At 68.9% G+C, this 13,769-nt stretch carries 16 protein-coding genes; 5 read left to right on the top strand and 11 right to left on the bottom strand.

Annotated features, from left to right (window positions below; genetic code table 11):
* On the bottom strand, positions 1-250 hold a 250-nt coding region (locus BJQ90_RS15805; protein WP_226761180.1), incomplete at its 3' end, for a YidH family protein.
* Positions 251-320: 70 nt separating this feature from the next.
* Here BJQ90_RS15805 and BJQ90_RS15800 point away from each other — a divergent pair.
* Positions 321-1,430, top strand: a complete 1,110-nt coding sequence (locus tag BJQ90_RS15800) for an ADP-ribosylglycohydrolase family protein (RefSeq protein WP_226761179.1) — start codon at positions 321-323, stop codon at positions 1,428-1,430.
* A 68-nt stretch (positions 1,431-1,498) separates the two neighbouring features.
* On the opposite strand, the gene BJQ90_RS15795 is transcribed toward BJQ90_RS15800, so the two are convergent.
* The gene (locus BJQ90_RS15795; RefSeq protein ID WP_226761178.1) at positions 1,499-2,047 is read right to left on the bottom strand and encodes a DUF4395 domain-containing protein; all 549 of its coding nucleotides are present in this window, start codon (positions 2,045-2,047) and stop codon (positions 1,499-1,501) included.
* A gap of 80 nt (positions 2,048-2,127) precedes the next feature.
* Positions 2,128-3,147, bottom strand: a complete 1,020-nt coding sequence (locus BJQ90_RS15790) for an exonuclease domain-containing protein (RefSeq protein WP_226761177.1) — start codon at positions 3,145-3,147, stop codon at positions 2,128-2,130.
* Positions 3,148-3,273: 126 nt separating this feature from the next.
* Between BJQ90_RS15790 and BJQ90_RS15785 the strand changes: the two genes are divergently transcribed.
* On the top strand, positions 3,274-4,041 hold the full coding sequence (locus BJQ90_RS15785) for a VTT domain-containing protein (RefSeq protein ID WP_226761202.1): 768 nt from the start codon (positions 3,274-3,276) through the stop codon (positions 4,039-4,041).
* Between the two features lie 207 nt (positions 4,042-4,248).
* Here the strand turns inward: BJQ90_RS15785 and rdgB are convergent, their stop codons facing one another.
* The 6 genes from rdgB to clpS form a co-directional block, all read right to left on the bottom strand.
* Entirely contained in the window at positions 4,249-4,950 is a 702-nt protein-coding gene (rdgB, locus tag BJQ90_RS15780; RefSeq protein ID WP_226761176.1) for an RdgB/HAM1 family non-canonical purine NTP pyrophosphatase, read from the bottom strand.
* Positions 4,951-4,979: 29 nt separating this feature from the next.
* A complete protein-coding gene (rph, locus tag BJQ90_RS15775) occupies positions 4,980-5,738 on the bottom strand; it encodes a ribonuclease PH (RefSeq protein ID WP_264197337.1) in 759 nt (252 codons plus the stop codon).
* Positions 5,739-5,826: 88 nt separating this feature from the next.
* A complete protein-coding gene (locus BJQ90_RS15770) occupies positions 5,827-6,624 on the bottom strand; it encodes an MBL fold metallo-hydrolase (RefSeq protein ID WP_226761175.1) in 798 nt (265 codons plus the stop codon).
* On the bottom strand, positions 6,621-7,634 hold the full coding sequence (murI, locus tag BJQ90_RS15765; protein WP_413463700.1) for a glutamate racemase: 1,014 nt from the start codon (positions 7,632-7,634) through the stop codon (positions 6,621-6,623). The genes BJQ90_RS15770 and murI overlap by 4 nt, the downstream gene beginning before the upstream one ends.
* A 120-nt stretch (positions 7,635-7,754) precedes the next feature.
* Entirely contained in the window at positions 7,755-8,321 is a 567-nt protein-coding gene (locus BJQ90_RS15760) for a DUF2017 domain-containing protein (protein WP_226761173.1), read from the bottom strand.
* Positions 8,314-8,682, bottom strand: coding sequence for an ATP-dependent Clp protease adapter ClpS (gene clpS / locus BJQ90_RS15755; protein WP_226761172.1), 369 nt, complete (start codon positions 8,680-8,682; stop codon positions 8,314-8,316). Before clpS ends, BJQ90_RS15760 begins: the two co-directional genes overlap by 8 nt.
* 95 nt (positions 8,683-8,777) lie before the next feature.
* Between clpS and BJQ90_RS15750 the strand changes: the two genes are divergently transcribed.
* From BJQ90_RS15750 to BJQ90_RS15740, 3 genes are all read left to right on the top strand, one after another.
* Positions 8,778-10,106 (top strand): nicotinate phosphoribosyltransferase, encoded by a 1,329-nt coding sequence (locus BJQ90_RS15750; protein WP_226761171.1) that lies wholly within the window; start codon positions 8,778-8,780, stop codon positions 10,104-10,106.
* Positions 10,106-10,768, top strand: coding sequence for an isochorismatase family protein (locus tag BJQ90_RS15745; RefSeq protein WP_226761170.1), 663 nt, complete (start codon positions 10,106-10,108; stop codon positions 10,766-10,768). Before BJQ90_RS15750 ends, BJQ90_RS15745 begins: the two co-directional genes overlap by 1 nt.
* Positions 10,769-10,922: 154 nt before the next feature.
* The gene (locus BJQ90_RS15740; RefSeq protein ID WP_226761169.1) at positions 10,923-11,270 is read left to right on the top strand and encodes a hypothetical protein; all 348 of its coding nucleotides are present in this window, start codon (positions 10,923-10,925) and stop codon (positions 11,268-11,270) included.
* A 122-nt stretch (positions 11,271-11,392) separates the two neighbouring features.
* Here BJQ90_RS15740 and BJQ90_RS15735 read toward each other — a convergent pair whose 3' ends face one another.
* The gene (locus BJQ90_RS15735; protein ID WP_226761168.1) at positions 11,393-13,186 is read right to left on the bottom strand and encodes a DEAD/DEAH box helicase; all 1,794 of its coding nucleotides are present in this window, start codon (positions 13,184-13,186) and stop codon (positions 11,393-11,395) included.
* A 221-nt stretch (positions 13,187-13,407) separates the two neighbouring features.
* Entirely contained in the window at positions 13,408-13,716 is a 309-nt protein-coding gene (locus BJQ90_RS15730; RefSeq protein WP_413463701.1) for a DUF3039 domain-containing protein, read from the bottom strand.
* Between the last annotated feature and the right edge of the window lie 53 nt (positions 13,717-13,769).

Here is a 13,769-nt window from a genome sequence, read left to right as displayed (position 1 = left end):
TGGCCGCCTCCATCTGTCCCCAGCGGCGGTAGGCCAGGCCGGCCAGGACGGCACCGATGACCGCCAGTGCGACGCACAGGGAGATCCGCAGCGGGGCGGGAGCGATGTCCGGGAACAGCTGGTCGATGCCAAGGGCCCCCACGATCAGGGCGAGGGAGGTCCGGATCCAGGCCAGAAATGTCGTTTCGTTGGCGAGCGAGAACCGGTAGTCGGGGGTGGATCCGGTCTTCCGCCATGCTGGTTCGCGCATTGGTCGCCTGCTGTCCCGGTCTTGACTTGTGCACCGGCGCCGACATGGGTCCGGGGTAAAATTCTCACTAATGAGCAACGAGCCCGCCATCACCCCAGCACCAGCCCCCTCGCACGAATCCCGGATCCACGGATGCCTGCTGGGCGGCGCGCTCGGTGATTCGTTGGGATACGCGGTCGAATTCGACGACATCTCCACCATCCGCGGGAAGTTCGGCCCGGAAGGGCTGCAGGATTTTTCCGCGCTCGACGGCGGCAGCCACTTCTCCGACGACACGCAGCTCACGCTGTACACCGTGGACGGGCTGCTGGAGGCGTTGGAGTGGGCCAACTCGGGCGTGGGCGCGGACACCAACGCGTGCCTGTGGCTCGCCTACCTGCGCTGGCTCGGCACCCAGGGCGTGCCGGTTCCGGAGGCGGCGCCGTTCCAGCCGCCCCGCTGGATCGATTCCCATGAGGTCCTCAGGCACCGCCGGGCGCCGGGGAACGCCTGCCTGAGCGGACTGGCCACCGGTGAGATGGGAACCTTCTACCGCCCGGTCAACCCGGACTCCAAGGGCTGCGGCACCGTGATGCGCTCGGCGCCGTTCGGCCTGGTCCCCTACATCGAGGCCGGCGCCGTCTACAAGATCAGCGCGGACGCAGCCTCGCTGACCCACGGGCACCCCGCGGCCCGGCAAAGCGCCGGGGTGTTCAGCCTCGTCATCCATGCCCTGACCGCCGGACGCGGCCTTCGCGAAGCAGCACAGTTCGCGCTCGGGGAACTGGACGCAGGCCACTTGCGCAAGGGCGAAGTTCCCGACCCGGACCTCGTCGTGCGGCTTGAGGCGGCGTTGCGCCTCGGCGGCGCGGCAGAACTGCTGGGCCCCGAAGAACTGGTCCGGGTACTCGGCGAAGGCTGGGTTGCCGAGGAGGCACTCGCCGTCGCACTGTATGCGGTCCTCGCCACGGCGCCGGATCCGGCGGCGGCTGCCGGTCATCCCGAGGCCCACTTCCGGGCGGCGATCGCGCTCGCGGTGAATCACAGCGGGGACAGCGATTCCACGGCATCCATTGCCGGCAACATCCTGGGCACGTTCTACGGTGAGGAGTGCCTCCCGGCGCAGTGGCTCGCCGCGCTTGAGGCCCCGGAGGTCATCCGGGGCATGGCGTCGCGGCTGGCGGCCGTAACCGGCGCCTGACCCTGCCCCTGAAGAACCGGCACCTGCCGCTGCACGCGACGGCTGACCTGGTCCCGCGGGGGTCCGGCTCAGGCGCGGCGGAGTGAAATGTTGTTGCAGGCCTCGCACACGTCCTCGGGGATCAGGCCGCGGCGCTGCAGGAAGCCGAAGACGGCGCAGCCAAGGCAGAAGCCGGCGAACGCCTCGAGCGAAGCAGCCACAATCAGGACGGCAAGCAGGATCCAGGCGGCCGGCGCCAGCCCCGCGGCCAGCAGTGCGGCGGCCGTCGTCGACAGTGCCGCACCGATGCCCTGCGCGAAGCGCTTCGGCGGCCCCGGCACCAGCCGGGTCTTCCCCAGCCTCGGCGTCAGCACCTTAACGGACAGCTGGGCCAGCGGCGAGATCCGCGGACCGAACAGCACGCGCAACCAGAACCCCGCGGCAATGACTGCCAAGCCCCAGCCGAAGCCGGTCAGCAGCGTCGCGACGGACAGCAGCACCACCAGGGCTGCCGTGACACGGGCCGCATACTCGTTGACCGGGTTCGGGAACGCGAAGACCGCGCGCCAGCCGTGTCCGTCCTGCGGGGCAGTTGCGGGTGCCGGAGCCGCGGAGGGGGCCGTGCTCAGTTTGCTCATCGTTCAAGGCTAGGAGCAGGGCCGCCCCGGGGGAAACGTTTGTTGCGCAGTATGACCGCGAACCCCTGGACCGGCCGGGATCAGGCAATCGCGGCGGAGGCGATGTGGCCGCCCACCATCTGCAGGAACTCGCCCTCGGAAAGGACCTCGATCCGCTGCCCCCGGTCGTGCAGCTCCAGCACCCGCCGGGCCTTGCCGGTGAGCCGGCCGGAGCGCAGGTCGGCGGCCACGAACCCGTCGCCCACCACCAGGACGGTGGTGCGGGCCGTAACCCGGCTCTCCGGCCGGGCGCCGAACTCGGCGGAACGGATCTTCGCCTCGGGCCGGGGCATCACGAGCTCGCCGGTGAACACGACGGTCTGTCCGAACAGCGGATGGCCGGGCTCGGCGAAGGCGTTCGGCAGCGGGTTGGCCCCCTCCTCCGGCCAGCCGGGCTGGTAGGCGCGGACCGGGGTCACGGCGGCCCCTCCCCCGGCGAGTGCGTCCACGGCTGACTGGCTGGCCTTGGAGAGCGGATCGCGCAGCGGGTCGAAGGCTTGCTGGCGGGACACCGCCAGGCCCAGGGACAGGTACAGCTCCGCGATGCTGCCGGCGCCGTTCCGTGCGGCGATGTCTATCAGGATCCCGGCGCAGGCCCGTGCGTCCTCGGCGGCGTCGTGGTGGTTGACCAGCGGGACACCGGCTTCCTCGGCCGCGTAGGGCAGGGAATTGGACACGAGCGAGTAGCAGCGGCGGGCAAGCATCACCGTGCAGACGTAGTCATAGGCCGGTCCGGGCAGGCCGGAGACCTCGAGTCCGGAGCGGATCACCCCGAGGTCGAAGGCGGCATTGTGGGCGGCCAGCACGTCGCCGCCGATGAAGGCGCCGATCTCCGGGAAGAGGTCACCGAAGCGGGGCAGCCCGGCCACCTGCTCGGGCCGGATTCCGTGGATCCGGACGTTGTGGTGGTCGAAGCGGTCGTGGTTTTCCGGCGGCCGCATCAGCCACGAGGCTTCCTCGACCACAACGCCGCCGCGCACCTTGCTCAGCCCAACAGCGCACGGTGAACCGCGGAAGCCGTTCGCGGTCTCAAAGTCGATCGCCGTAAAGTCCAAACCCACGCTCCAACTTTAGCGCCGGATTCCGGCCCCGCCCGCACGGGCCGCGCCCGCGCCGCGGATTGCGCCACCGGCCGGGAGCGCCCGACGGCGGCCGTCAAGTACCCTTGACAGGTGAACCTTTTAGCTCTGAGTGACTTCGCCGTGTCCACGATCGGCGGCGCAGGCCCGGTACAGCCGCAGCTGGCCTCCTTCCTGCCCGACTGGCTGAACCCCCAGGTCTTCCTGGCCAACCCCGCCCTCGCGCCCTGGGTTGTGCTGCTGGTCTGCGGCATCATCTTCGCCGAAACCGGCCTGCTGATCGGCTTCTTCCTGCCGGGCGACTCGATGCTGTTCACGGCCGGGCTCCTGGTGGCCACCGGAACCATCAAGGTGAACATCTGGCTCCTCGTGATGCTGATCATCGTCGCGGCGATCATCGGGAACCAGGTTGGCTACCTGATCGGGTCCAAGGCCGGCCCGGCCATCTTCAACAAGCCCAATTCCAAGCTCTTCAAGCGCGAAAACGTCGAAAGTGCCCACGCGTTCTTCGAGAAGCACGGCGGCAAGTCGCTGATCCTGGCCCGTTTTGTGCCGATCATCCGGACCTTTGTCCCGGTGATCGTGGGCGTCGCCCAGATGAGCAAGCGCAAGTTCTTCGTGTTCAACGTCATCGGCGCCGTGCTGTGGGGAGGCGGGGTGACTCTGCTGGGCTACTTCCTCGGCGACACCTTCCCGTGGGTCCGCGAAAACCTGGACATCATCTTCATCGCCATCGTCCTGCTCTCGGTGATCCCGATCGGCATTGAGGTCATCCGCGGCGTCATCGCCAGGCGCCAGGCGGAAAAGTACGGCACGGGGCTCGTCGAGGAGTTCATCGAGGAGCACGAGCCCGAAGAGGAACGCAAGACGCCGTAACTCACGTTCCGGACAGGCAACCCGGATATATAGCGCAAATGGATGGCGCCCCACAGTGTGGGGCGCCATCCATTTTTGTTTTTAAGGGTCATCGGACAAAGGTTCCCCCCGTTAGATGCGGTCCGGTAGCACTGCGACACGGACACGCCGAGGAGACCGGACCAAAAGGGCCGGAACCGTGGTCAAAGGCGCCCCGGACGGCGACGGCTACCTCCCGGAGAGTGCCTCCACAATCGCCGGGAGCAGCGCCCGGAACGCGTGCCCGCGGTGGCTGATGGCGTTCTTCTCCGCGGGACTGAGCTCGGCGCAGCTGCGGTCCAGCCCGCTGGGCTGCAGCACCGGGTCGTAGCCGAAGCCGCCGGCCCCCCGCGGTTCGCGCAGCAGTGTCCCTTCCAGCTGCCCGTACTCCACAGCTTCCCGGCCCTCCTGCGGGCCGGAACCTGCGCCGGAACCGGGAACGGCCAGCGCCGCGGCGCAGACAAACGCGGCGCCGCGGTATTCGTCCGGAACGTCGGCCAGCTGGTCGAGGAGCAGCCGCAGGTTGGCGGCGTCGTCCCCGTGGCGCCCGGCCCAGCGTGCCGAGAAGATCCCGGGCGCCCCGCCCAGCACATCGACGGCGAGCCCGGAGTCGTCGGCGATCGCCACGAGCCCGGTTGCCTGCGCCACCGCGCGCGCCTTGAGCAGGGAGTTCTCGGCGAAGGTCACTCCGGTTTCGGCGACGTCGGGGGCGCCCACGGCGCCCGCGTCCACCACCTGGCTGTCGACGTCGAGGCCGGGCACCTGCCCGCGGAGCAGCTCCCGGAGTTCCCGGAGCTTGCCCTGGTTGTGCGTGGCGAGAACGAGCACGGGCGCGGCGCCGTGCCGTGCCGTGTTCTGCTGTGCTGCGCCCGGCTGTGACGGGTTCGGCACGGATGCGCCCGGCTGTGATCCGCCCGCTGTCACGGGGCTTCCGCCAGGGTGTCGCGCTGGATGGCGGCGAGCTGCTTCGTGCCCATCAGGGCCAGGTCCAGCAGTTTGTTGAGCTCATCACGGTCGAAGGGGGCGCCTTCGGCGGTGCCCTGGACCTCGACGAACTTCCCGGACCCGGTGACGACGACGTTCATGTCGGTCTCGGCGCGGACGTCCTCGACGTACGGCAGGTCCAGCATCGGGATGCCGTCGATGATGCCGACGGAGACGGCGGCGATGGTGTCGATCAGGGGCTGGGCGTTGCGCGCGATCATCTTGTTCTCGCGGGCAAAGCGGATGGCCTCGGCCAGCGCCACATAGGCGCCCGTGATGGCGGCGGTGCGGGTGCCGCCGTCGGCCTGCAGGACATCGCAGTCCAGCACGATGGTGATCTCGCCGAGGGCCTTGGTATCGATGATCGAACGCAGCGAGCGGCCAATGAGCCGGGAGATCTCATGGGTGCGGCCGCCGATCTTGCCCTTGACGGACTCGCGGTCGGAGCGGGTGTTGGTGGCGCGCGGCAGCATGGCGTACTCGGCCGTGACCCAGCCGCGGCCTTCGCCCCGGAGCCAGCGCGGCACGCCCTCGGTCAGGGAGGCCGTGCACAGCACCCGGGTGTTGCCGAACTCGATCAGGGCCGATCCCTCGGCCTGCTTGGACCAGCCGCGGGTGATGCTGATCGGGCGGAGCTGATCGGGGGTGCGGCCATCGGCGCGGATAACGGGGGCAGTAAGGGCTTCGGAAGTCATGCCCCTAGCTTATCGACCCGCACCGGACCAGCCGGGCATGCCCGGACCGTCCCGCCCGTCCGGCCATACCGGGACCGGAGGATTCCGCTCAGATCGTGTAGTGCACGCCCGCGACGGCGACGGCCACGTGCTGGCCGAAGACGCCCTTGGCTTCCGCCATGACGGTGGTGGGGGACGTCCAGACCGGGATGTGGGTCAGCAGGAGCCGCCGGGCCCCGGCGGCCACGGCAGCGTCACCGGCGCGTTTGCCGGTCAGGTGCACGTCCTTGATACCGTCGTCGCGGCCTTCCTCGAAGGCGGCCTCACAGAGGAACAGATCAGCGTCGCGGGCCGCGTCCTCCAGTCCGCTGCAGGAGTCGGTGTCCCCCGAGTAACTGAGCACCCGGGTGACGGGGTGGCCGTCCTTGTCCGGTTCGGTGACCTCCACGCGGAGCGCGTAGGCCTCCTCCACCGGGTGGTTGACGGCGTACGGGGTGACCGTGAACGGGCCCATGGCCACCGGCTTGCGCTCGGACCAGTTGCTGAAGTCGAATTCCTCGTGCATCCCGGGGTCCAGTTCCAGGCCGTAGGCCGTGGCCATCCGGTCCGCGGTGGCGGCCGGCCCCCAGACCGGGATCCTGCCGCGCCCCCAGCCGCCGGGCTTCCAGCGCACCGCGACGTGGAGCCCGCACAGGTCCATGCAGTGGTCCGGGTGCAGGTGGGTGAGGAAGATCGCGTCAATGTCCTCCAGGTCCGTGTAGCGCTGGATGGCGCCGAGCGCCCCGCTGCCGAGGTCCAGGACGATCTTCCAGTTCCGTTCGCCGTCGTTGGCGGTCAGCAGATAACACGACGCCGGTGAGCCCGGCCCCGGAAAGGATCCGGTGCAGCCCACGATGGTCAGCTTCACAGGGCGGGTCCTCCAACGAAGTTGGAGATCCGGGGACGGCCCGCGCCGGCCTGCGCGGCGGCGATCATTTCCGGTGTGATCCTGGCCAGGCTGCCCGTGGGGTACTGGGCCGCGACATGGTCGACGTGCCGGACGCTGAGGACCTCGGGGCCGAGGAAGCGGCGGGCGAGATGCTCGAACTGTGCGGCGTCGCCGGTGGCGATGAAATTGTGCGTCGGGGCACTGGCGTCGGTGCGTTCCAGCCCGCGGGAGGCCAGCGCCCGGTAGACGTCCTTGGCCGTCTCCTCGGCGCTGGAGACCAGGGTGACGTCCTCCCCCAACACGAAAGAGATGACGCCGGTGAGCAGCGGATAGTGCGTGCAGCCGAGCACCACGGTGTCCACGCCGGCGGCTTTGAGCGGGGCCAGGTATTCGCGGGCGACGGCGAGGAGTTCCGGCCCGGTGGTGATGCCGGCTTCGACGTAGGGCACGAAGGCGGGGCAGGCCACGGAGGTGATGTGCAGGTCCGGGGCGGCGGCGAACGTGTCCTCGTAGGCACGGGAGCCGATGGTGGCGGAGGTGCCGATGACACCGACGCGGCCGCTGCGGGTGGCTGCGACGGCGCGGCGCACGGCCGGCTGGATCACTTCGATGACGGGGATCCCGTAGCGGGCGGTGTAGCGTTCGCGGGCATCGCGCAGCACGGCGGCGGACGCGGAGTTGCACGCGATGGTCAGCAGCTTCACGCCGGAGTCCACCAGCTCATCCATGACGCCCAGGGCGTTGGCCCGGACCTCGGCGATCGGGAGCGGACCGTAGGGGCCGTTGGCGGTGTCCCCGACGTAGAGGATGGATTCGTTGGGCAGCTGGTCGATGATGGACCGGGCCACGGTGAGTCCGCCGACGCCGGAATCAAACACACCGATGGGACGGGACCCCATCCGGCTGGCGGTCTGGCTGCTGGCGCTGTTGCTCGCTGGAGAGTCCACAACAGCTGCCGCTGCCGGATCCTTGCTCGATGCTGAAGTCATGATTATTCGAGGATAGGGCTTAGCCACGGGCGCGGCCATCACATTGTGTCGTCCGACTCATGTCTAATTTGTCACACGCGGCGGCGGCCTCCGCCGCCGCCCGGCGCCCGGTGCCGCCGTTCAGCCGCGCGTGTCCAGCGACTGCAGCATCGCCTGGACCAGGGATTCCTGCAGCCAGGTGGTGAAGTTGTAGACCAGCGCGAGGTAGCTTTCGACGTCCTCGGCCTGGGACCAGTCCTGCATCAGGTGCACGTGGCCGGCATCCTCGTCGTCGCGGATGTCCAGGCGTTCGGCCAGCACCAGCCGGACGTCGTTGAGCGCCATGGACCAGTGCCGCGCGTCGGCGGGGCTCAGCACCAGCTCATCCTTGTCCAGCCCGAGGGACGCGGCCTTCAACGCGCCGATCTTGCTCTCGCGCAGCGACCGCTCGGTATACCGGCGGAACTCCAGCGAGGCGGCGTCGTCGTTCTTCGAGACGTTCGGGAGCAGCCGGCGCAGGGCACGGTCCGAGGGTTCGCGCGCCTCGGTATCGAGTCCCACGAGCGCGGCGAGCGGATCCTGGTTGGCGCGTTCCTCCGGCTCCAGCATGGACACGACGTCGTCGAAGAGGCTGCGGAGCAGTTCCCGCTCGGCCGGTTCCAGATAGCCGTTGATGCCCTTGATTCCGGACTTGAATGCCTTAGCCACGTTTTCCTTTGCCTTTGCCTGAACCCGAGCCGTCTCCGCCGCCGGTGGCTTTTTCCACCGTGGCCCAGAGACCGTAGCCGTGCATCGCGACCGCGTGCTGCTCCACCTGCTCCTTGCTGCCGTGCGCCACGATGGAGCGTCCCTTTTTGTGGACCTCCAGCATGAGCTTGTTCGCTTTGGCCTCCGAATAGCCGAAGTAGCTGCGGAACACGTAGCTCACATAGCTCATGAGGTTCACCGGATCATTCCAGATCACGAGGTTCCAAGGGATATCCGGGGCGGTCAGGACATCGGTCCACGTCACTGTTCCGGTCTGGGTGCTCTCCTGGGTGTCAGGGCCGAGCGCAACGCTGAGGGTCATCTGTCCATTCTATGGGGAGGCTGGGCCCACGCCGGCGAGGGCCCCGCGGCGAAGCGAAGCGAGACGAGCGAGCCGGTGGGGACTAGAGTGAATTTGTGAGTACCTCAGCTGGCTGGGACCGTCCCCGCACGTCCCTGTACACCGACCACTACGAGCTGACCATGCTGCAGGCCGCGCTGCATTCCGGCGCCGCCCACCGCAAGTCAGTGTTCGAGGCCTTCGCCCGGCGCCTGCCGGACGGGCGCCGCTACGGCATTGTGGGCGGCACCGGCCGGCTGCTGGAGGGCATCGCGGACTTCCGCTTCGGTGACACCGAAATCGACTTCCTGCGCCGGACCAAGGTGGTCAACGAGGAGACCCTGGACTATCTGGCCGGGTTTTCCTTCTCCGGCGACATCTGGGGCTACGCGGAGGGCGAGGCGTACTTCCCCAACTCCCCCATCCTCATCGTCGAATCCACCTTCGCCGAGGCCTGCATCCTCGAGACGTACATCCTCTCGATCCTCAACCATGACAGCGCCATCGCCTCCGCGGCCTCGCGCATGATCACCGCAGCCGGCAGCCGGCCCTGCGTGGAGATGGGATCGCGCCGCACCCAGGAGGAATCCGCCGTCTCGGCCGCCCGGGCCGCGATCATCGCCGGCTTCGACAGCACCTCCAACCTGGAGGCGGGGCTCCGCTACGGGCTGAAGACAGTCGGCACGGCCGCGCATTCCTTCACCCTCCTGCACGACACCGAACGCGAGGCGTTCGAGGCGCAGATCGCTTCGATGGGCGCCGGAACCGCGCTGCTCGTGGACACCTACGACGTCGAGGCGGCAGTGCGCACCGCCGTCGAACTGGGCGGCGACAAACTCGGTGCGGTGCGTCTGGACTCCGGCGACCTCGTGGCCCAGGCGCAGTGGGTCCGCCGGCTCCTCGACGAGCTGGGCAACGAGCGGACCCGCATCATCGTCACCTCCGACCTGGACGAGTTCGCCATCGCCGCCCTGCAGTCCGCACCGGTGGACTCCTACGGCGTCGGAACTTCCCTCGTGACCGGCTCCGGCGCCCCGACGGCCAGCATGGTCTACAAGCTGGTCAGCCGCACGGACGACGACGGCGATTTCGTTTCCGTCGCCAAGGCCGCCAAGAACAAGACCAGCAAGGGCGGACGAAAGTACGCGCTGCGCAAGCTCAACGAGCGCGGCACGGCCACCCAGGAGATCGTCGGAATCGGGCACCGCCCCGAGGACGACGGCAACGACCGGCCCCTGCTGCACCAGTTCGTCAAGAACGGCGAACTGGTGCCCGGCTGGACCGGCGCGGAGGGTGTGCTGCGCGCCCGCAAGCGCCACGCGGACACCATGAAGGAGCTTCCCGCTGTCGTGAACCGGCTGCAGCGCGGCGAAGCAGCCATCCCCACCATCTACGAGGAGAACTGATGTCCCGCGCCCTGATCATCGTCGACGTCCAGAACGATTTCTGCGAAGGGGGATCCCTGCCTGTCGCAGGCGGCGCTGAGCTCGCCGGCGCCATCAGCGAATACGTCGACGCCCACCACGGACAGTTTGACCACATCGTCGCGACCCAGGACTGGCATGTCGATCCGGGCGCGCACTTCTCGGAGGACCCGGACTTTATCGACAGCTGGCCGAAGCATTGCGTGGCCGGAACCCGGGGGGCCGAGCTCCACCCGGACCTCGACACGGAATACATCCAGGCCTACTTCCGCAAGGGCCAGTTCACCGCGGCGTACTCGGGCTTTGAAGGGCTTCTCGCGCCGGACGACGCCGTGCCCACCGGGGACCGGAAGCCCGGCGCCATGCCGGTATCCGGCGGCGGCTTCGACGCCGGGACACCCGCCGAAAGCGACTTCGCCGCGGGCGATGATGCGATCGGGCTCGACGACTGGCTGCAGAGCCACGACGTCGAGGACGTGGTGGTCGTCGGGATCGCCACCGACCACTGCGTCAAGGCGACCGCCCTGGACGGGGTGCAGGCCGGATACTCCGTGACCGTGCTGCGCGATCTGACTGTCGGGGTTGCCGAGGATCTCGACGACGCCGTCGCCGAGATGGAACTCGGCGGGGTCGACATCGCCTGAGCGGCTGCGCCATCCCCGGCTGCGCCTTCCTGGGCTGCGGCACGCGCGGGTGCGGCGTCATCCGGCCGGACCGCTGACCGGAAAGCCCTGCCCCCGCAGTAGACTCGAAATCCTTGCCATTATCGTCTGACCCGCTAGAACCCCGGAGTACATCATGAAAAAGACCCTGACCGTCCTGATCGCTGCCGGGGCCCTGCTCGGCGCCGCCGGCTGCGCCGCACCGCAAGACACCACCGCGGAGACCTGCGCCCGGGTCCAGACCGTCGGCGCGGGACCGACGTCGAACGCGGACAAGGCCGGAATGATCCGCCTCGCCAACCGACTCAGGCCGGTTGAGGCCACCGCGTCCGCGGACCTGCGGGCCCCGCTGCAGTCCATCATCGAATTCCTGGACGAGTCGGCGAAGGAAACGCCGGACACCGGCAAGCTGCAGGAGATGCAGGGCAAGTACACCTCTGCGGGCCAGGCCCTCAGCCAGGCCTGTGGCGGCGGCGGCCAGTAACGGCGGCCCGCGGCTGCGAAAGCCGCAACACCTGCAAAACGTGGCACTTGCAGAACTTACAAAGAAGGGACCGGGTGAGCCCGGTCCCTTCTTTGTGCCGTTGGCTCTTAGCCCGGCGGCGGCTACTTCCGGCCGATGAACCAGTCCTGGAGCTTCCGCAGCCGGGTCTGCAGCTGCTCCTCGTTGGCCTGGGCCACGGCCGGACCGCCGCAGACCGTCCTGAGCGTGGTGTGGATGACGCCGTGCGGTGTGCCCGTCCGCGCGGACCAGGCCGCGACATTCTTGGCCAGTTCGGTGCGCAGGTCCATCAGCATCCGGTGGTCCGGCATTGCCGGTACGGCAGCGGCGGCCGCAGCGGCCGCACCCTGCGGGGCCCGGGCGTTCTTGCGGTTGAGCTGCTCGTGCTGGCGCTGGCGCAGCAGCGTGCCGACCTGTTCGGCGTCGAGCAGGCCGGGGATTCCGAGGAAGTCGAGCTCGTCCTCCGAGCCGACCTCGCCGCCGGTGCCGAACTCGCCGCCGTCGAACAGCACGCGGTCAAAGGAGGCCTGCGAATCCAGGGCCTCGAACTTGCCCTTCGTCAGCGAATCGGAGGCCTTCTCCTCGCGGTTCGCCTCGTCCATCAGCGAGTCTTCCGGGTTGAAGAGGCCGTCGCCGTCCTCCTTCTCGGGGCGGTCCAGGGCATGGTCGCGCTCTGCCTCCATGGAGTTGGCCAGCGCCATCAGCTGCGGCACGGAGGGCAGGAAGACCGACGCCGTCTCGCCGCGTTTCCGGGCGCGCACGAAGCGGCCGACGGCCTGGGCGAAGAACAGCGGGGTGGCGGTGGAGGTTGCGTACACGCCGACGGAGAGCCGCGGGACGTCCACGCCCTCGGAGACCATCCGTACGGCCACCATCCAGCGTTTCTCGCTGGCGGTGAACTCCTCGATCTTGCTGGAGGCCTTGGCGTCGTCGGAGAGGATCACCGTGGGCGACTCGCCGGTGATCCTCTTCAGCTGGCCGGCGTAGGCGCGCGCGTCCTCGTGGTCGGTCGCGATGACCAGCCCGCCGGCGTCGGGAACGCTCCGGCGCACCTCGCTGAGGCGTTTGTCCGCCCCGGCGAGGACCGCCGGGATCCATGCCCCGGTGGGGTTCAGCGCGGTCCGCCAGGCGTGGGAGGTGATGTCCTTAGTGACGGCCGACTCGCCGAGTGAGGCCGCCATCTCCTCGCCGGCGCTCGTGCGCCAGCGCATCTGGCCGGAGTAGGCCATGAACATCACCGGACGGACCACGTGGTCCCGGAGCGCCTTGCCGTAGCCGTAGGTGTAGTCCGCCTTGGACCGGCGGATGCCGTCGCGGTCCTCGGCGTATTCCACGAACGGGATCGGCGAGGTGTCGGAACGGAACGGCGTACCCGTCAGCGAGAGCCGGCGTGCCGCGGGCTCGAAGGCTTCGCGGAGTCCGTCGCCCCATGACAGCGCCTCGCCGCCGTGGTGGATTTCATCGAGGATGACGAGGGTGCGGGCCGCCTCGGTCTTGGCCCGGTGCAGCATCGGCTTGCTTGCCACCTGCGCGTAGGTGACCGCGACGCCGATGAAGCCCCGGCCGTGCTGGCCGTCGGCGTTCTTGAAGTTCGGATCGATGGCGATCCCCACCTTGGCAGCGGCGTCGGCCCACTGCCGTTTCAGGTGGTCGGTGGGCGCCACGATGGTGACGCGGTTGACGACGTTGGCCTCGATCAGCATGGACGCCACCCGCAGCGCGAAGGTGGTCTTGCCGGCGCCGGGCGTGGCGACCGCCAGGAAGTCCCGGGGGTGGGTGCTGAAGTAGCTGTCGAGGGCCTCCTGCTGCCAGGCACGGAGCTTCGGTGCGGTGCCCCAGGCGGCCCGCTCGGGATAGGCGGGCGGGAGGACGGGTCCGCCAAAGAGTGTCTCAGTCATTTAGGTGCCCTCCATTCCGCGTACTGCTGCCGCTGCCGGAGAGACCCAAATAAGCACAAAAACACCAATCTTTTTCGGATGAACCGTAAGCAACCACCGGCCGGGATGGGCCGGGCATCGTTCACCGGGGGAACAGGCCCTCCGGCGCAGGGCGGAACGGAGGGCGGGCCGCGAAGGGCCCGAACGCAGGGGCCCGGGGCGCCGCGGCCCGCGGGGACCAGCTATTTGTCGCCGGAACCGCTGCCGCCGTCTTTGCCCGGGCGCAGGCCCTCATAGACCTCTTTGCATTCGGGGCAGACGGGGAACTTCTTCGGATCGCGGCCCGGCGTCCAGACCTTGCCGCACAGGGCGATGACGGGTTCGCCGGACAGCGCGGATTCCATGATCTTTTCCTTGCGCACGTAGTGCGAGAAGCGTTCCCGGTCACCGGGCTCCACTTCCTGGCGCAGTTCCTCGCGCTCGATTGTGGCCGTCGACGTCCCGGCTCCGGAGAGCTCGCGCATCGGGTCGTTTTCGAGGGGATCGGTCATGCTGTTCATGAGACCCATCTTAGCCGCTGGATCGGACGGAATGGCGACGCGGC

This window comes from Arthrobacter sp. SO3 (genome assembly GCF_020532825.1).
Taxonomy (GTDB): Bacteria; Actinomycetota; Actinomycetes; order Actinomycetales; family Micrococcaceae; genus Arthrobacter.
The sequence above is the reverse complement of the archived record's forward strand: the minus strand, read 5'-3'. Positions and strand labels throughout refer to the sequence as shown.

What these genes read in the sequence shown, in the direction of transcription:
- BJQ90_RS15800 (WP_226761179.1), top strand. Translation starts at nt 321, where the DNA reads ATGAGCAACGAGCCCGCCATCACCCCAGCACCAGCCCCCTCGCACGAA.
- BJQ90_RS15795 (WP_226761178.1), bottom strand. Translation starts at nt 2,047, where the DNA reads ATGAGCAAACTGAGCACGGCCCCCTCCGCGGCTCCGGCACCCGCAACT.
- rph (WP_264197337.1), bottom strand. Translation starts at nt 5,738, where the DNA reads ATGACTTCCGAAGCCCTTACTGCCCCCGTTATCCGCGCCGATGGCCGC.
- murI (WP_413463700.1), bottom strand. Translation starts at nt 7,634, where the DNA reads ATGACTTCAGCATCGAGCAAGGATCCGGCAGCGGCAGCTGTTGTGGAC.
- clpS (WP_226761172.1), bottom strand. Translation starts at nt 8,682, where the DNA reads ATGACCCTCAGCGTTGCGCTCGGCCCTGACACCCAGGAGAGCACCCAG.
- BJQ90_RS15745 (WP_226761170.1), top strand. Translation starts at nt 10,106, where the DNA reads ATGTCCCGCGCCCTGATCATCGTCGACGTCCAGAACGATTTCTGCGAA.
- BJQ90_RS15740 (WP_226761169.1), top strand. Translation starts at nt 10,923, where the DNA reads ATGAAAAAGACCCTGACCGTCCTGATCGCTGCCGGGGCCCTGCTCGGC.
- BJQ90_RS15735 (WP_226761168.1), bottom strand. Translation starts at nt 13,186, where the DNA reads ATGACTGAGACACTCTTTGGCGGACCCGTCCTCCCGCCCGCCTATCCC.
- BJQ90_RS15730 (WP_413463701.1), bottom strand. Translation starts at nt 13,716, where the DNA reads ATGACCGATCCCCTCGAAAACGACCCGATGCGCGAGCTCTCCGGAGCC.